This is a genomic window from Arthrobacter rhombi (genome assembly GCF_039526245.1).
In the GTDB taxonomy this organism is placed as follows: domain Bacteria; phylum Actinomycetota; class Actinomycetes; order Actinomycetales; family Micrococcaceae; genus Arthrobacter_H; species Arthrobacter_H rhombi.
In genome coordinates, this window is the sequence record NZ_BAAAIV010000009.1 from 113,407 (window position 1) to 130,742 (window position 17,336).

The 17,336-nt window shown below is 67.5% G+C and carries 14 protein-coding genes; 7 read left to right on the plus strand and 7 right to left on the minus strand.

Annotated elements, in window-relative coordinates; translation table 11 throughout:
* Positions 1-90: 90 nt before the first annotated feature.
* Complete coding sequence (locus ABD088_RS08035) at positions 91-996, minus strand: LysR family transcriptional regulator (RefSeq protein ID WP_343901322.1); 906 nt, start codon at positions 994-996, stop codon at positions 91-93.
* 137 nt (positions 997-1,133) lie between these two features.
* Between ABD088_RS08035 and mmsB the strand changes: the two genes are divergently transcribed.
* From mmsB to ABD088_RS08050, 3 genes are read left to right on the plus strand one after another with little or no spacing between them, the layout of a single operon-like run.
* Positions 1,134-2,069 (plus strand): 3-hydroxyisobutyrate dehydrogenase, encoded by a 936-nt coding sequence (gene mmsB, locus ABD088_RS08040; protein ID WP_343901344.1) that lies wholly within the window; start codon positions 1,134-1,136, stop codon positions 2,067-2,069.
* On the plus strand, positions 2,066-3,658 hold the full coding sequence (locus tag ABD088_RS08045; protein ID WP_343901323.1) for an aldehyde dehydrogenase family protein: 1,593 nt from the start codon (positions 2,066-2,068) through the stop codon (positions 3,656-3,658). Before mmsB ends, ABD088_RS08045 begins: the two co-directional genes overlap by 4 nt.
* Positions 3,655-4,482, plus strand: coding sequence for an enoyl-CoA hydratase/isomerase family protein (locus ABD088_RS08050; RefSeq protein ID WP_343901324.1), 828 nt, complete (start codon positions 3,655-3,657; stop codon positions 4,480-4,482). Before ABD088_RS08045 ends, ABD088_RS08050 begins: the two co-directional genes overlap by 4 nt.
* A 72-nt stretch (positions 4,483-4,554) precedes the next feature.
* Here ABD088_RS08050 and ABD088_RS08055 read toward each other — a convergent pair whose 3' ends face one another.
* From ABD088_RS08055 to ABD088_RS08065, 3 genes are all read right to left on the minus strand, one after another.
* Positions 4,555-7,914: a S8 family serine peptidase gene (locus ABD088_RS08055; RefSeq protein ID WP_343901325.1), complete on the minus strand. Its 3,360-nt coding sequence runs from the start codon at positions 7,912-7,914 to the stop codon at positions 4,555-4,557.
* 436 nt (positions 7,915-8,350) lie between these two features.
* Positions 8,351-9,178: a bifunctional hydroxymethylpyrimidine kinase/phosphomethylpyrimidine kinase gene (gene thiD, locus ABD088_RS08060; RefSeq protein ID WP_343901327.1), complete on the minus strand. Its 828-nt coding sequence runs from the start codon at positions 9,176-9,178 to the stop codon at positions 8,351-8,353.
* Positions 9,175-9,852: a TetR/AcrR family transcriptional regulator gene (locus ABD088_RS08065; protein WP_343901328.1), complete on the minus strand. Its 678-nt coding sequence runs from the start codon at positions 9,850-9,852 to the stop codon at positions 9,175-9,177. The genes thiD and ABD088_RS08065 overlap by 4 nt, the downstream gene beginning before the upstream one ends.
* A 230-nt stretch (positions 9,853-10,082) precedes the next feature.
* Here ABD088_RS08065 and ABD088_RS08070 point away from each other — a divergent pair, with 230 nt between their 5' ends.
* Genes ABD088_RS08070 through ABD088_RS08080 form a run of 3 tightly spaced genes read left to right on the plus strand, consistent with a single transcriptional unit; the run spans position 10,083 to position 13,198 of the window.
* Positions 10,083-10,811, plus strand: coding sequence for a queuosine precursor transporter (locus ABD088_RS08070; RefSeq protein WP_343901329.1), 729 nt, complete (start codon positions 10,083-10,085; stop codon positions 10,809-10,811).
* A 24-nt stretch (positions 10,812-10,835) separates the two neighbouring features.
* Positions 10,836-11,525 (plus strand): ABC transporter ATP-binding protein, encoded by a 690-nt coding sequence (locus tag ABD088_RS08075; RefSeq protein WP_343901330.1) that lies wholly within the window; start codon positions 10,836-10,838, stop codon positions 11,523-11,525.
* Complete coding sequence (locus ABD088_RS08080) at positions 11,522-13,198, plus strand: DUF6297 family protein (RefSeq protein WP_343901332.1); 1,677 nt, start codon at positions 11,522-11,524, stop codon at positions 13,196-13,198. The genes ABD088_RS08075 and ABD088_RS08080 overlap by 4 nt, the downstream gene beginning before the upstream one ends.
* On the opposite strand, the gene tgt is transcribed toward ABD088_RS08080, so the two are convergent.
* Positions 13,195-14,523 carry a tRNA guanosine(34) transglycosylase Tgt gene (tgt, locus tag ABD088_RS08085; RefSeq protein WP_343901334.1) on the minus strand — a complete coding sequence of 443 codons (1,329 nt, stop codon included), beginning with the start codon at positions 14,521-14,523 and terminating at the stop codon, positions 13,195-13,197. The genes ABD088_RS08080 and tgt overlap by 4 nt on opposite strands.
* 144 nt (positions 14,524-14,667) lie before the next feature.
* On the opposite strand from tgt, the gene ABD088_RS08090 reads away from it, so the two are divergent.
* Positions 14,668-15,735, plus strand: coding sequence for an FUSC family protein (locus ABD088_RS08090; RefSeq protein WP_343901335.1), 1,068 nt, complete (start codon positions 14,668-14,670; stop codon positions 15,733-15,735).
* A gap of 6 nt (positions 15,736-15,741) precedes the next feature.
* On the opposite strand, the gene ABD088_RS08095 is transcribed toward ABD088_RS08090, so the two are convergent.
* Together ABD088_RS08095 and ABD088_RS08100 are read right to left on the minus strand one after the other, a co-directional pair.
* Positions 15,742-16,659: a DUF6707 family protein gene (locus tag ABD088_RS08095; RefSeq protein WP_343901337.1), complete on the minus strand. Its 918-nt coding sequence runs from the start codon at positions 16,657-16,659 to the stop codon at positions 15,742-15,744.
* A 3-nt stretch (positions 16,660-16,662) separates the two neighbouring features.
* Complete coding sequence (locus tag ABD088_RS08100; RefSeq protein ID WP_343901338.1) at positions 16,663-17,202, minus strand: NUDIX hydrolase family protein; 540 nt, start codon at positions 17,200-17,202, stop codon at positions 16,663-16,665.
* Positions 17,203-17,336: the final 134 nt, after the last annotated feature.

A 17,336-nucleotide genomic window follows, 5' to 3' on the forward strand; every position in this document is an offset into this window, starting at 1 on the left:
CACGAAGCGAAGCGGTTTGCGGTCCCGTCCCGAATTTTCTCGGGGCGGGACCGTTTACGTTTCCCAGACCCCTGCGTGCCCGATGGTCGTTCAGGACAGCAGGGCAACGCGCTGGCGGCGGGTCTCGGCCAGAAAGGCCCCGATGACGGCCTGCACTCCGGGGGAGCGCAGCGATTCCGGGCGGGCCAACGCGGAGTAGGTAATACGTCGCTCGAAGGAGTCGGCCAGGACGGGTGCGAAACCGTCGTCCCCGTGGACCACGTACGACGGGAGCATGCCGATCCCGCCTCCGGCCCGGACCGCCTGGAGCTGGGCAAAGATGCTGGTGGCCTGGAAGGCGGCCGAAGGCACGGGCAAGCCGGTGGAGCGGTAGTCGAGTTCGGCGACCTGCAGCTCCGAATCCACATAAGAGACGAAGCGATGCCGACCCAATTCGGAGAGCGACGCGGGGGTTCCCTCCACCTGCAGATAGTCCGGGCTCGCGTAGAGGCGCAACACATACTCACAGAGCACCATGACCTCCGCCCGGGAATCCTCCACCCTCCCGGCGACGACTTCCAGATCGACACCGGATCGGTTGCGGCTGGCCCGGCGCGTGGCGCTGAGCAGCTCGACCTTCAGGCGCGGGTGGTCGCGTTGCAGGTTCACGACGGCTGGCCCGGCAATGTGGGACCCAAAGGCGTCGCTGACGTGCACGCGGACGACGCCCGCCACACTCTCCCCGCGTTGGCTCACTTCCGATTTCAGCGTGCTCAGGCTCGACTCGATTGCCTCGGCCGCGCGCAGTGCATGCCGGCCCAGGTCCGTCAGTTCCCAGCCGCTGGTCGTCCGGGCCAGGGTGCGACCGCCCAGCTGTCGATCCAAGGCGGCGATCCTGCGGGAGACGGTGGTGTGGGTGGTCTCCAGTGCCTCGGCGACCGCCGTGAACCGACCCAGCCGTGCCACGGTGAGCAGGATCAACAAGTCGTCCGGGCTTGGGAGTCTGTTAGTGGTCATCGCCAACCATCCTGGGTGTGCATCGGTGCACAGGCCTTATGCCAATTTAGTGCTTGAATGCACCATAGCAGCATGTGATGGTGGTCATATGCGGCGGCGGATTCCCGCCGGACACCACAACGAAGGGCGAGCAGGCGATGGCGACTGTTGGATGGATCGGACTTGGACACATGGGCGGACCCATGACGGCGAATCTCGTCAAGGCGGGACACGCGGTGCGCGGCTTTGATCTCAGCCCCGAAGCGCTGGCCGCGGCCACCGCCAACGGAGTCACGGCGGCCGGGAGCATTGCCGAGGCCATCGAGGGTGCCGACGTCGTCTTCACGATGCTTCCCAAGGGTGACCACGCCAAGGCCGTCTACCTCGGTGACGGGGGAATCCTCGAAACCGTGGGCGCCGATGTGCTGCTCGTGGATTCCTCCACCATCGACATCGAATCCGCCCAGGCACTCCACGACGCGGCCGCCGCGCACGGCAACCGCTTCGTCGATGCTCCGGTCTCGGGCGGGATCTCCGGCGCCGAAGCCGGGACCCTGACCTTCATGGTCGGCGGGGCCGAGGACGCCGTCCGCGACGCCGGCACCTACATTGAGCCGATGGCAGGAAACATCATCCCCACCGGTGCGGCCACCACCGGCCAGGCAGCCAAGATCTGCAACAACCTCATGCTGTTCATCAACCTGGCGTCCACCTCAGAAGGAGCCGTCCTGGCCGAACGGCTGGGACTGGACCGCCAGGTGTTCTGGGACATCGCGAGCGTTTCATCCGGGGACAGCTGGGCCCTGCGCACCTGGTACCCCCTGCCCGGTGTCGTGCCCACCGCGGCGTCCAACCATGATTTCGCACCGACCTTCACCACCGAACTGGCGCATAAGGACATCAACCTGGCCCTGTCGGCCGCCAAGCAGACCGGCACGCCCCTGGTCCTGGCGGAGCAGGTCTCGGCAATGTTCGAGACCCTGGTGCAGGATGGGAAGCAGGGGCTGGACTGCTCGGCCATCGTCCAACTGGTCGACGGCTCCCACCAGCCCGGCACCCCAACGAACGCGAAGACCACCGGAGGCGCAGCATGACCCAGAACATCGGCACCACGAACGATCCCCACGACGGTGAACGCCAGACGGCTGCCCGCAGCGCCGTGAACGAGGCCGCCGGGACCTCGGTGGACACCGGGCGCTCCTCCGGCTCCGACATCCTGGACTGGCCGCAGTGGGTCGGCGGCGAACGCGTTGAGTCGGTATCAGGGACGTGGCGCGAGGTCGCCAACCCCGCCCTCCGTGATTCGGTCATCGCCCGGGTGCCTGCTTCGGACACGCAGGACGTCGACCGGGCGGTCGAGGCAGCCCGCCGGGCCTTCCCTGCCTGGGCCGCCCAGCACTTCACGAAAAGGGCACGTCCGCTGGCCCTGATCGCCGACGACATCGAAGCCGAGGCCGAGGAGTTCGCCCGGCTGACCGCGCTGGATACCGGCAACGCGATCCGCACCCAGGCCCGTCCCGAGGTCGCCACCCTGGTGGCACTGTTCCGCTACTTCTCCGGTGTGGCAGGGGAAGTCAAGGGAACGACGCTGCCGGCAGGTGAGGACCAGCTGCAGTACACCCGGCGCGAACCGCTGGGGGTGGTTGCCGCCATCCTGCCGTGGAACTCCCCGCTGATGATCGCAGGATTCAAGGTGCCCGCCGCCCTCGCTGCCGGTAACACCATCATCCTCAAGGCCGCCGACGATGCACCCTTGACCATCCTGAAACTGGCCGAGGTCTGCAACCGCCATTTGCCCGCCGGGGTCCTGAACGCGCTGACCGGCCGCGGCTCGGTCATCGGCCAGGCCCTGGCCGAACACCCGGGGGTGGACAAGGTCTCCTTCACCGGTTCCACCGAGGTCGGCCGCGGCGTCGCAGCCCAGGCAGGTGAACGCCTGGCGCATATGTCCCTCGAGCTCGGCGGAAAGAACCCGTCGATCGTCTACCCGGACGCCGTTGACGACGATCTGGTCGACCAGCTGCTGCTGGCTTCGCGCTTTGCACGGCAGGGCCAGAGCTGCACTGCGGGGTCCCGCCTGTTCATCCACCAGGACGTCTATGACGATGTGCTCGCGCAGCTGGTGCCCCGGCTCGGTGCCATGAAGGTCGGGGACCCCCTGGAGGAGTCCAGCGACATGGGAGCGGTCATCAATGCCAAGCAGTTCGACGGCATCACCGGGTACCTGGACGAGGGGCGGACCCTCGGGGGCCTGGAGACCCTGCTCGGCGGTAGCGCCCCCACCGAGGGCGAACTGACCCGCGGCTACTACCATGTTCCGACGGTCTTCGGCGGCGGACGCAACGACTTCCGGCTGGCCCGTGAGGAGATCTTCGGCCCGGTGCTGATGGCGATCCCGTTCTCGAGCACCGAGGAGGTCGTCCGGATGGCCAACGACACCCACTTCGGGCTCGCTGCCTACGTCTTCAGCCACGATCTGGACCGGGCATTGAACACCGCCCATGCGCTGCAGGCCGGTTGGGTCCAGGTCAACCAGGGCGGTGGCCAGGTCGTGGGACAGGCCTACGGCGGGTACAAGCAGTCCGGCATCGGCCGGGAGGTCTCCCTGGAGGGGATGCTCGAGGGCTTCACGCAGACCAAGCAGATCAACGTCAAGCTCCGGCCCTCCCGCGACGGATCATGAGCGTCCCGGGCGGGACACCACACGACGCCGGCCCCGGCATCGCCGTCACGGTCGATGCCGGGATCGGCACGATCATGTTGCGCAACCCGGCCCAGCGCAATGCGTTGACCCGGACCATGTGCCGGTCCATCGCGGAAGCTGCTGCGGAGCTGGACGCTCGGCAGGACGTCGACGTCGTCATCGTGCGCGGACACGGCGGAACCTTCAGCGCCGGGGTGTCCATCGGGGAACTACGTGACGTCATCCTGGACGACGACGGGGCCACCGACCACCTCACCGCCGCAGATCGTGCCCTGGGCCGCGTGGCCAAGCCGACCATCGCCGTCGTGCAGGGTCATTGCATGGGAGGCGGCTGGCAGCTGGCCTCCGCCTGCGATTTCATCGTCGCCTCCGAAGACGCCTCGTTCGGCATCACGCCGGCCAAGCTGGGCATCATCTACCCGCGGGCCGGCGTCGACCGCTTGGTCGCGCTCGTGGGGCCGGCCACGGCGAAGTACGTGCTGATGAGCGCCCGCACCTTCCCCGCCCGTCGCGCCCAGTCCATGGGGCTGGTGGCCGAGGTGCTGCCCGCCGAGAAATTCGACGACGGCGTCCACCTTCTGCTCGGGGAGCTGCAGGCACGTTCGAGCTACTCGATGCAGACCACCAAGCACCTGATCGACCGCTCCGGGGATCCCGCGACCGAGCCGTCCGAGCTCGCCGACGCCTGGAAGCAGGCCTGGGCGGAGATGGCAGCCGGGCCCGACATCGACGAAGGTGTCGCCGCTTTCCTGGAGCGTCGTGATCCGCAGTTCCCGTGGCAGCCGGGGGGACAGCGGGGCTGACGGAAAACCCGGAACACGACGAAAAGAAGGTGCCAGCGGCCGTAGCCGCTGGCACCTTCTTCTCTGGTGCGGTTACTTCTTGGTGAAGGTCACGACCTGGGCCTTCTGGCCCGTCTCGTTATGCAGGTGCAGGAAGAGGCCCTGCTCCTGGTTGTCCTTCTTCTTGGCCATCGCCATCTTCTTCGGGAAGGCGTTGCTGTAGTCCTGAACGTGTGCCGTGAGGGTCTGGCCCGGGAGGTCGGCGAATGCCGTGCCCGTTCCGGCTCCTTCGAACCACAGGTCAGGATCCACTGCGTTGTAGGCGACCCAGTCCGTGGAGTCGACCGGCACCTGGGCGCCGGACTCATCCGAGTTGTACTGGCTCCACGTGGTGACCCGGTACTGGATCTGGCCGGAGGATGCCTCCGTCATGCCCAGTGCCGCCAGCGAAACCGGCAGGCTGACCGTGTTCGTGTCGAACGTGTTGGAGTCCGTCTCGCCGGTCAGGCCGTTGGTCGGCCAGAGGTCGACCTGCTCGCCGGTCTTCAGGTTGTAGGTCGCAGCCAGATCCAGGTCGAGCTCGTCGATGTTCGAGTTGAACGTGACGAAGTCGGCCTTGTTGTCGCCGTTGACATCGATTTCCACGTCGATCTCCGTGCCGCCGGCCAGATGAGCCCAGTTGCCGAAGGTGCTGACGCCGATGTTCAACAAGCCGTCGGCGATCCCGTTGGAGGGGGCGTCGGAGGCTGCGCCGACATACTGCAGGTCCATGGCGCGAGCGCCCGGGATCTCGTCAGCGGACTTCGGGAGCTTGGAGCTGGAGGCACCGAGCTCGAAGGCGGAAACCAGCGACAGCACGCGCTCGTCGCCGTTGCCGACCAGCAGGCCCTTGCCCTTGAGCTTGACGTTGGCAGTGCTGGCGCCCTTCTTGGTCGAGATCGCCTTCTTGTTCACAGCCATGTCACTGGACGCCTTGGGGGCGGCCTGGACGGGAACCCGCAGGGCGGGCTGTCCCTTGGCGGTCAGCTCGACCCGACCGGTTGCGTCGGCCAGGTACTGGCGGTTCAAGCCCAACTGCTGCTTGTCCATCGTCGGGTCCATGGTCTTGGCGAACTTCTTCGGATCGATGCTCAACGTGACCTTGACCTGCTTCGACTTGCCCGGCTGGACGCTGACCCGGTCGGTGCTCAACGAGTACGTTGCACCGGGGATCGTCGTGGAGGGGACGTAGTCGACGCTGTAGTGCTGGGTCCACTTGGACTTGTTCTGCACCGTGATCGAACTGGTCTTCGTGACCTTCTTCTTGCCGAGCTCGATGACACCGAACGAGAGCGAGGTCAGGTCCGGGGCCTTGGTTGCGAAGGCAAAGGCCGGGGTCTTGATCGCGGCGTCGGCGATGACGCGGCCGGAGCCCACGCGGTTCGGCCCGTAGGTCTCCCCGTTGGCTGCCGTGACGTCTGCCGTGGCCGTGTTCATCACGATGGACTTGACCTGGTACGCCGTGTAGTCGCCGGAACCGGCAACCAGGGCGGCAATGCCAGCAGTCAACGGGGTGGCCATCGAGGTTCCGGTCATGACGGCCGGGCCATTGCCCGTGCCGACTCCCGCGGAGCCGATGAGCGTACCCGGTGCGGCGACGTCTGGTTTGACGATGCCGTTGGATCCGTGGACGCCACGTGAGGAGCTGGAGTTCAGCGTATCCAGGGCGCCGGATTCACCGGATGCCGTGCCGATGAGTGCCTGGTCCAGCTGGACCTTCAAGGTGCCTGCCTCGGCGGCCGGGCGCAACTTCTCGGAGAAGTCCTTGTTGAACTGGATGCCCGGGATCGTGGCGTTGCCGGCGATCCCGGCGTCGAACACGTTGCGCGGCGAATCCAGGACGACGCCTGCGCCACCGGCTGCGGCGACGTTATTGAACCGCTGGCCCGAACCACAGGGGAACGCGCCGTTCTCTTCCCACTGCAGCCAGACCCACTTGCCAGCGAAGTCGGTGCCGGACGGGAAGGCGTCGCAGCCGAACTTGTTCGAGGCGTCAGGGACCACGACGGTCCCGGTGAGCTGCTCTGCGGAGGCGGAACCGTAGTCGAAGTTCGCCGAGTACTGCCCGGAAGCGGAACCCGCAACATCGGCAGGAGCCAGGATCTTGGCGCCGTCGAGGGTGATCTTCGAACCGACGGTGTTCGCGACGGTCAGCGATGACCGGGCGTTGCCGGGGGAGCCTCCCACATCGGTGACGTCACCGGCGTTGCCGGAGGCCACCACGGAGAGGATGCCCTGGGCGGCCAGTGCGTCAACGATGTCGTTCTCGGGATCTTCCACGGGGGAGTGGTCCGAGCCCAAGGACATGTTCACGATCTGGGCACGGTCACTGAAGTCGCCGTCGTTGTTCGGGTCCAGCACGTAGTCGAGGGCCTGGCCCACGACGTCCGAGGAGCCTTCGCAACCGAAGACGCGGATGCCCACGAGCTGGGCCTCCGGAGCGGAGCCGGGGCCGATCTTCATGGCCGCGACGTCCTTGGCGGAGAGCTTGCTGTAGTCGCCGGAGAAGGTCTTCCCCTCGGCGTCCACGCCGTATCCGGCGGCGGTGCCGGAGACGTGGGTGCCGTGCCCGGCGGACGCGCAGTCCAGCGGGTTGGCGTCCGGCTTGGGAACCGGCTGGTAGGTGTCGGCCGTGGGGTCGGCATTGTAATCGTCGCCGACGAGGTCCCAACCGCCGATGAACTTGGCCGGATCGATCAGACCGGTGTTGGCCGCGGGCAACGCTACCGAGGCCTGTGCCTTCTTGTAGGCGGCGACGGTACCCGGGCCGCCGAAGTCTGCATGGGTGTAGTCGACGCCGGTGTCCAGGACGGCGATGGTGACGTCCTTGCCGGTCTCCTCCAACGCGGTCCACGCGTCGAGCGCCTTCGTGTCGACGACGGAGCCCTTGTTGGTCGGGGACTTCGGCACGACGGCCGTGATCTTCACGACGTCGGGTCGTTTCGACAATGCCCGCAAGGCATCTGCATCGCCGCGCAGGGCCACGCCCGGCAGTGAGTTTGTCGTGGTGTAGACGACCTCGGACTTCGAGGCCTTCGCCGCCGAGGCGCCTTGGGCCTTGATGTTCTTGCGGATCTGCTGGACCTTGGTCTTGTTCTTGACCGGCTTGGCCATGCCGCGGGCCACGCTGGAGGTTTGGGTGGCCGCAAAGGCGCCCTCGCCGCTGAACTGGACGTAGGCCGTGACCTCGCCCTTCTTGCTGACCATGGGGCCGGAGACCTTCAGGTCCTGCAAGGTCTTGATGTCCTGCTTGTTCAACGCAGAACCCCCGAATGCCTGGGCTTGGCTTCCGGGGGTGCTGTCGATATTTTTTGGCGAGGCGTTGGCCGGGACCGACATGGTGGCAGCCAGGACGATTCCCGAGGCTGCCGCCACGACGGCCCGGGCAAGCCGGGGCCGGTGCGAGTGATTCATGATGCTCCTTGTAACCGATTGGGCGGTTTGGGGCACCGTTGGGGCGAATACCCCCGTGCGCCCCACGCCATAGCCTAAGTGACTGCAGTCACAAGTCAAGGACTTGCTTTACAGTTCTTCAGGGCGTGGGACGCCCAATAGTTGACAACGATTGGCGGTCAAATCCGGCCTGCGGCAGTCGTGGCGGCGGGCAGATGCTGGGGCCGAACGCCGGGCGCCGGAACTCTGTCGAAAGCGTCGCCCGGCAGAGGCGGGGCGAAACGTCGACGGAGTCCATTTTGCAAACATCAGTCGACCTGCTGTCACATCACCCGATCGAGAGTGAAGCATTCCGAAAGTTCACCGGACCGGGAGGACTGGGGCTGCGCGTGGACAGAAAAAAAGTGGGAGCAGCGCCGCGCTGGCGTTGCTCCCACTGGAGGGGGTGGTCCGTAGATCAGGCGCTGGCGCCACCCTGCCAGAGTGCATCGAAGGGGGCGTGCGATGCCACACGATGCTCGATGCCGGCTGTGACAAAGGCCTTGGCGGTGCGTGCGGCCTCCAGTGCCGTCGCGCCCTTGGCCAGTTCCGCGGTGATCGCCGCGGCCAGGGAGCAGCCGGCTCCGGAGACGGCGACCTCGCCGATCTTGGGCGCCGAGAGGATTTCGGTGGTGGTTCCGTCGTGGAACACGTCGACTGCCTCGGATCCGGCGAGTCGGACTCCGCCCTTGGCGAGCACCGCGGCGCCGCTGGCTTCATGGATGATGCGTGCGGCGCGCTCGAGGTCCTCGGCGGTGGAAATGGTGATGCCGGAGAGCGACTCTGCCTCGAAGTGGTTCGGGGTGACGAAAGTGGCCAGTGGCAGCAACGTGGACTTCAGTGCCTGGTCGGTGTCCAGCGCGTGTCCGGGCTCCTGCCCCTTGCAGATGAGCACGGGGTCCAGGACCACGTTCTTCCATCCCTGGGAGCGCAGCGCAGTAGCAACCGTGTCGATCGTTGCCGGGCTGCCCATCATGCCCAGCTTCACGGTATCGAGCTGGCCGGCGTAGCAGGACTGGATGGCCTCGAGCTGGTCGGCAATGACCTGGGTGTCCACGGGGGTGAATCGGTGGTCCCAGTTCTGCTTCGGGTCGAAGGCGACAATGCACGTCAGGGCCGTGATGCCGAAGACCCCGAGCTGTTGGAAGGTCTTCAGGTCCGCTTGGGCACCGGCCCCGCCGGTGGCCTCGGAACCGGCGATGGTCAGGGTGATGGCCGGGGAGGACTGCTGTTGCGTGGAAGTCATGATCCCATTTTAGGACGCTTTTCGACGGGTTCGCTTTCCACGGTGCGCACGACGCCGATGACGTCGTCGACGATGTGCCGGACCACGGGAAGCCGGGAGAGGACCGCCAGCCGCGCCATCAAGGAGGCGGCGTTGGCCGCCAGGCGCCGACTGCGCTCGGCACCGGGGGAGCGGTCATAGGCCCAGAAGATCACCAGGCCGCGCTGGACAAGCCAGAGCAATTCAGGCAAGTCATCGCGGATGGCGGCGGGTGGTTGGGGCAGCGAAGCCGTGACCGCATGGCGCCACAGGGCGAATTCCTTCGCGCGCGAGATATCCGATGCCTCATCGTCGCCTGTGGCGGCGCGCAGCAGCACGGTCCCGCAAGCGTGGAACGGGGCCAGTACATCCAGCGCCGCGTCGAGTACGGCCTGGATGTTGTCCCGCAGGTTGTTCCCCGAGCGAAGCCGCGGCCGGGCGGAACGCACCTGGGCGTCGACGAGCTCGCGGGCCAACTCGCGGACCAGGTCTTCCTTGGACGGAAAGTAGTAGTAGGCGTTACCGAGGGAGAGCCCGGATTCGGCAGCGATGGCACGCATCGTGGTGCCGCGATACCCGTTGCGCGCGAAGAGCTCGACTGCGGCGTTTTGGATGCGGGCCCGTGTTTCGGCGGACTTTGCCGACTTCGTTTCCATGGATTCCTTGTAACGGAGAGGATTTTGACCAGTATATTCACTTTTGAACATGTTCAAATAGTTGATCCGCATTCCGGCGTGGACATTCCCGGACCGGAGCGGCTGCCGCGGACACCGCCGTCGTACTCCGTGGGAGAATGGGACCGTCAAGTGCTAATACAGCGGGCGGCGACACCGGGGAAACCCGGGAACCACGCCTGGCGAACCACTTCCAGAATGGAAAAAACTTCATGCATGCCACCTCCGGCGACCCCACCAACACCCTGCCCGCGAAACCTGCGGACCGGCGCCTCCGCCAGGCGGCCTACGCCTCCGCCGGCAGCCCCTACTTCTCGGCCGTCCTGGCCCTGATGGCCGTGGTGGTCATCCTCTCCAACATCGGGGCCACCAAGGGCGTCACGTTTGGCCCCATCATCACCGATGGCGGGTTCTTCCTGTTCCCCTTGGCCTACATCCTCGGTGACGTGGTCAGCGAGGTCTATGGGTTCAAGGCAGCCCGCCGGTCGATCATCATCACGTTCCTGCTGGCCGCCTTCGCCTCCTTCTGCTTCTGGGTCATCATCACGTTGCCCGCCGCCGACTGGTACACGGGCCAGGCAGCCCTGGAACAGACACTGGGCCCGGTATGGCAGATCGTCGCTGCCTCGCTGTGCGGCTTCCTGGTGGGACAGACGCTGAACTCCTATGTGCTGGTACGCATGAAGGACCGGTTGGGGGAGAAGGGCCTTGTGGGACGGCTCATGGGCTCAACAGGCGTGGGCGAATTCGCCGACACCCTGATCTTCTGCTCGATCGCCGCTACCGTCATCGGGATTTCGACGGTGCCCGAATTCGTGAACTACGTCCTGGTGGGCTTCATCTACAAGACGGGCGTCGAATTCCTGTTCGTGCCGATCACCACCCGGGTCATCCGCTGGTTCAAGCGCCGTGAACCCACCTACGGCGTGGCCAACGGCTGATCAGGCACCGCTAGGGTGGAACCCATGGATCCGCAGGACGCACCGTTGTTGACCGCACGCGGCCTGGTCGCCGGATACGGGGACTTCGAGGTGTGCGGTCCGTTGGACCTGGTCTTCGACCGGGGCGACGCGCTGGGGATCGTCGGGCTCAACGCCGCCGGTAAATCCACGCTGTTGCGCACCCTGATCGGGCGCCAGCCGCCGGTCTCGGGCCGGGCTGCCGTCCTGGGCGTCTTCGCTGACGACACCTCCCACGTCCACCGCCGGCTGGTTTCCGCGGTCTTCGACGAGGACGCCTTCTTCGACTCGCTGACCGTCGAGGAGCACCTGCAACTAATCGTCTCCGGACACGGCGTGCCCGACGGGCAGGAAGCCGTCGACCGGGAACTGGAATTCTTCGAACTGACCGCGGCACGCAACGCCCTGCCGGGCGCACTGTCCTCCGGCCAGCGCCGCCGCCTGCTGCTGGCTGCCGGCTTGATCCGGCCAGCCGAACTCCTGGTCCTCGATGAACCGGAACAACGATTGGACCCGCCGATGAGGGCCCAGCTTGCGGTACGCCTGCGTGCACGCATCGACAACGGTGGGGCTGTCCTGCTCGTGACCCATGACGCCGTGCTGCTCACCACGGTGGTGGACCGGTGCCTGATCGTCGGGGACGGGCTGCGCTTTGCCAGCGCCGCCGAGGGCGCCGCGGCGATCGGCGGCCCATGAGTGTCTGGCCCGGTGCGCCCAGTGGGCAGCCCGCGCTGCCGGCCTGGGTTCCTGCCGGGCCACCGACGGATTTTAATCCGGCAACCGTCACGCGGCGACTGGACCGGGAACGTCGGCGTACCGAGCGTTTCGAACGGTGGAACGACATCTACATCGGGGTACTCGGGGCCGTCGTCCTGATGGCCTACGTTCTCGGGCTGGTCCAGTTCCTGGCCCAGGGGCTGCGTGATTCCGCCGCGGCAGGAATCGTCCGGGACGGTGTTGCGGTGGTGCCGGCCAACGACGCCGTCTCGGCATTGCTGGCGATCGCCTTACTGGGTGTTGCCGGGCTGTTGACGAGCCTGGGCCCCGTCGCGGTGGACCGGGCGCAGGGGCTCTGGTGGCTGTCCCTGCCCGTGGACCGGGGGCCGATGTTGTCGCGGCGGCTGCGCACCCGCCTCGCCTGGGTCTTCGCCGGTGGTGCCGCTGCCTGGCTACCCCTGGGGCTCTCCGCCGGCACCGCCGGCCCGTTCGGATATACGGGACCTCCGCTGGCCGAACTCGTCGCCGGGTGCGCGACGTTGGGGCTGGAATTCGTGGTGCTCGCCCTGATGGCCGCCGGGGCCCAGACCGCCAGGATCCGCCGTGGCTTTGCCCGGACGCTCACGGTGGCCGGGGTGCTGCTGGTACTGGCCTATGCCATCGACGCCGTTTCCCGGGCGACCGGTGCCACGAACTCGCCGTTTGCCGGGCTCTGGTCCGCGCTTCCGTCCGCCTGGCCGGCCGCAGGCGGCTGGCTGGCACCGGGGATCCTGGCGGTGGCCGTCGTCGTTGGATGGCTGCTGGTGTGCCCGCGCCTGGACCGGATCCGCACCTCGGACTTGCTCGACGCCGGCGGCATCAGCGGCCAGGCGGTGGACTCGGTGGCACTGCTGGACGTCAGGTCGCTGGCCCGATCCTTCTCCCGGGGGCCGCGCCGGAGCTCCCATGTCCGGGATGCCTGGGCGCGGCTGCTGCCGGCACGCTTCGGCGGGTCGCCGGTGGCGGCCCTGTTGCGGGCCGAAGCGCTGGTGCTGCTGCGTACCGGCACCGTCTGGGCCCGGTTGCTGGCCAGCCTGGCCCTGCTGGCCGGGACGGTGACTGCGCACGGAGGCGGCTCCGCCGTCGTGCTCTGCGTGGCGACTGCACTCTCGGGGATCCTGGCCGCCCAGGCGGCGGGAGCCGCCGCTTCCGAAGCGGCACGTGTGCCGGGGCTGGACGCCCTGCTTCCCCTGGACTCCGGCGCGGCGCGACGGGCGCATGGCCTGCTGCCGGGCCTGGTCCTGGTCCTGTGGGGCGCGTTGGCCGGGGCCCTGCTGGGCTGGGCCACTGCCGGCCCGGAGGCACCCGGAGACGCGGCGCTGCTGGTCGCCATCGGTGCGTTGTGCGGTATCGGGCTGGCCGGGGGATCGATGCGCATGGCCTACCGCCCCGAACTGGATTGGGAATCGGTGCTGCAGCGCCAGGTCCTCGGCAAGGGCGGCGGACCGGTGATCCGTCATGCGGTGCACGGCATGGAACTGGTGCTGATCGCGTTGGTACCCCTGGGGGTGGCCCTGCTGCTGGCGCCCATTCCGGTGGTGCTGCTGGCGGTCGCCGCCGGCGTCGGGGTGGGCGGCTGGTTCGCCGGGACCTACCGTTCCGAAGCGCCCTAGAGCCCCTGCGGGTCCGGCTTGCCGGCGTAGTAGGCGGCCAGTGTGGAGGCCTTCAGGTCGGCGAAGGTGCCGGTCTCGATGGCCTCGCGTGCCCGGTCCACCAACGACACCACGAACCGTTCGTTATGGATGGAGATCAGCGTGTGGCTGACCAGCTCCTTGGCCTTGAACAGGTGGTGGATGTAGGCGCGGGTGTAGTGCGTGCAGGTGTAGCAGTCGCAGCCGTCCTGCAGTGGGGTGAAATCGGTGCGGTAGCGGGTCCCCGAGAGGTTGAACCGGCCATGCGGGGTGTAGAACGCCGAATTCCGGGCGACCCGGGTCGGGGAGACGCAATCGAAGGTGTCCGCACCGTTTTCGATGGCCGTGAAGATGTCATCAGGTTCGGAGATGCCCAGCAGGTGGCGGGGTTTGTCCTCGGGCAGCTCCTGGGAGCACCAGCCGACGATCGTGCCCAGGTTCTCCTTCTCCAGGGCCCCGCCGATGCCGAACCCGTCGAAGGGCATGGCCCCCAGGTCGGCGCAGGCCTTGCGGCGCAGGTCCTCGTACTGGGCGCCCTGGATGACGCCGAACAACGCCTGGTACGGCTTGGTGGTGCGTTCGTCGGTGAGCCGGAAGTGTTCGACGATGCAGCGCTCGGCCCACCTCCGGGTGCGCTCCAGCGATTCGACCTGGTAGCCGCGCGAATTGTGCAGCGTGGTCAACTCGTCGAAGGCGAACATGATGTCGGCACCGATGCGGTGCTGGACGCCCATGGAGATCTCCGGGGAGAAACGGTGCCGGTCCCCGTTGATGTGGGATTTGAACCAGACGCCGTCCTCGTCCACATTGGCCAGGCGCTCCTTGCCCGGGGCGACGGTGTCGTCACCGCCGGCGGCGCTGGACCCCTGCATGTCGATGACCTTCTTGAACCCGGAGCCCAACGACATCACCTGGAATCCGCCCGAGTCGGTGAACGTCGGTCCCTGCCAGTTCATGAACGCCCCGAGGCCGCCAGCTGCGTCGAGGATGTCCGATCCAGGCTGCAGGTACAGGTGGTAGGCGTTGGCCAGCACCGCCTGTGCGCCGAGCTCGGCGACCGATTCGGGGAGGACCGCCTTGACGGTGGCCTTGGTGCCGACGGCAATGAAGGCCGGGGTCTTGATGTCACCGTGTGGGGTGTGGATGACGCCGGTGCGACCCAGGCCGGTGGATCCATCCGGGTTCACCATGCGGGTCCCGACGTCAAAGGAGAACCCCTTCTGGCGGGGATGCGCGGCGGGCACGGGGGAGTCGGAGGTCACAGCGGCGGTGGGATCGGAGGCAGGCACCCCACTATTTTGCCCCATCCGCGGAGCGGACTGTGACGAACGAGCCGCAGGAAACCGCGTCCGGCGCACCCCCGCGGGTCATAGGGTGGGAGGGGAGGGCGAGGCATCGTCGTCGGACGTGCCCTCCCACCGCAGATCACCCACACCACCGCAGGAGGCCCCGTGGACAATCCCCTGACACTGCGCCACCTGTTGACGCTGGGGCCCGGCGACAAGGACCCCTGGATCGGGGTGCGTTGCGGGCTCGGGGTGTTCCTGCCGCTGGTCGTGCTGCTGGGCACCGATCGGCTGGAGCTGGCGATCTTCGCGATCTTCGGTGCCTTCACGAACATCTTCGGGCGGGTTCCTGCCCACCGGGACCGGCTGCGTGCCCAAACGCGGGCCGGGGCGCTTTTCCTGGTGGTCATGGCCGCCTCGTGGGCCTCCAACCACTTCCTCATCGACCACGACACGGTGGCCGGCGGATGGATGGTGGTCATCCTGACCACGCTGGTGGCCTGGGCGTGCTCGCTGGCCACCGGCTTCCTGCAACTGCGCCCCGCGGGGTCGCTGTTCCACATCTTCTGCTTCGCCGCCATCGCCTCGATCCCCACGGTCCCCGGATTCGGTGCGTCCATGGCGACGGCCATCGGCACGATCGTGTTGGGTCTCTGCCTCGGCCAACTCGGGCAGATCGCCGCCTCCCGCCGCACGGGCTGGGCCGGCTCGGCTGCGCGCCCGCTGACCCCCGGGGTGCGCACCGCCATCCGGATCGAATCGGTCGGCTACCTGCTGGCCGCGGGATTGGCCGGAAGCGTGGCCCTGCTGATGTCGGGGGTGCTGAGCACCGGGCATCCCTACTGGGCCATGGTCGCCGCCGTCGTCCCCCTCGTGGGGCACACCACCCGCCACCGGATCGCCCGGGGCATGCACCGCGTGCTGGGCACGATCGCCGGACTGGGGGTGATGGCGGTGATCATCGTCGTGAACCCCAACCCGTGGGCGATCATCCTCTTCCTCGGTTTTGCCCAGTTCGGGGCCGAGATGCTGATCACCCGCAACTACTTCTGGGCGCAGGTGTGCGTGACCCCGCTGGCGTTGGTCGGCACCGCACTGATGGCGGGCATGAGCACCCAGCTGCTCTACGACCGGATGCTGGAGACCGTGATCGGCTCCGTCATCGGGGTGGCCGTGGCCCTCGCCGGGTCAGCGCTGCGGCGCCGGATGCAGGCCGGCACCGCAGCAAGCTGAGAACGCTCAGGCGTCCGCGGCCGGTGTCTCGCCGGCGGTCTGGCGGTCCGGGGTGTCCGGCGCGTCCAGGGTACGCAGCGTCTGGAGCTCGTGGTCGATCATCCGCTGCAGTTCCTCACGGCCGAGCGTCCGTGAACCGCCGTGGGCCAGCAGGTACAGCAGTGCGTCGAGCCGTTCGATCCGCCAGGACCGGATGGCCGGTGCGTCCTGCGCCGCCGTCGCCCGGTGGATTTCGCGATCGAACAGGTTCGGCTCGTCGAGCTGGCGTTGGCGCAACTCGCCGGTCAGCTTCGCCTTGAGCGGATCCTCCTCGATGTGGTCGGTGACCCGCAGCGACTCGGAGAACCTGCGGGCGGCCTCCAGGTCGCCGTCCGAGGCGGAGAGGTAGGCGGCAATGGCCAACGCTGACTGGATGGACTTCCAGCGGCCGAAGTTCCCGTCGAAGGGCAACTCGGTCAGGATGGCCAGTGCACGCCAGACATTGGGCTGGTCGTCGAGCTCGACGAAGAGCAGATGCGCCAGATCGCGCACGTCCTCCAGCTGGGCGCCGGACTTCGGGTTGAAGCCGCGGCTGAGCTTGGCGATGGGGCCGAGCACCCGCTGGTCCCAGGGGTACTCGCGGGCGATGGAGATCAGCTCGGCCTCCGGCGACCCGTCCTCCACGGGGATCACCGTCAGCTCATCCAGCGTTGCCGCCGGCGGCGGGGCGCTGGTGTGCACGCGGATGGTCGAACCGTGGGCGATCGTCACCTTCTGGCCGCTGTCCAGCGTGGCCTCGATGTAGGCCGGGGTGCCGAAACTGTCCTGGACGATCCGCACACTGGACACCGGAAGACTCGGGGTGCCCGTGCGGGTGATGAACCGGTCGCCGCGTGCCACTTTCTCGGCACGCACGGCACGGATGTAATCCTGCTGCAATGTCACTTCCTACTCGCACCAGCCCGCATGGGCCAGCGCCTGTCGAAGGATGTTGGCGCGGCCGCCGGCGAACTCGTCACGGATGGACGGGCTCAGGGCCTCGCTCGGGGTCAGCCAGGTCAGCTCGAGGGCGTCCTGGCGGGGGTTGCATTCGCCCCTGACGGGGATGACGTAGGCCAGCGAGACTGCATGCTGGCGTTCATCGGTCAGGCCGGTCTCGGAGGGTGAGGGGAAGTACTCGGCGACCGTGAACGGCACCGGGCTCAGGGGCAGCTGCGGCATGGCCATGGGCCCCAGGTCCTTCTCCATGTGCCGGACCAGGGCGGCCCGGATGGTCTCGCGGTACATGACCCGGCCGGAGACGAACGTGCGGGTGAATTGCCCGGCCGCGTCGGCGGTGTAGAGCAGCCCGACCTCGTTGACGTACCCCAACGGGTCCAGGCGGACCGGGATGGCCTCCACATAGAGGATGGGCAGGCGCTGACGGGCCTCATAGAGGTCCTCGTCGGACAGCCAGCCGGGATACGGGTCCGGGGTGCGCACGTTCATACCCTCATGTTTATCGCATCCGCCCCGACACTTCACGGCCCCATCCCGAGCGGAGCCGGATTGACTGAAGGTCAAGCCCATTTGCGTGGTGTAAGTCGGTTGCCACGTGATTCTTGATGTTGGTTAGGCGCTCA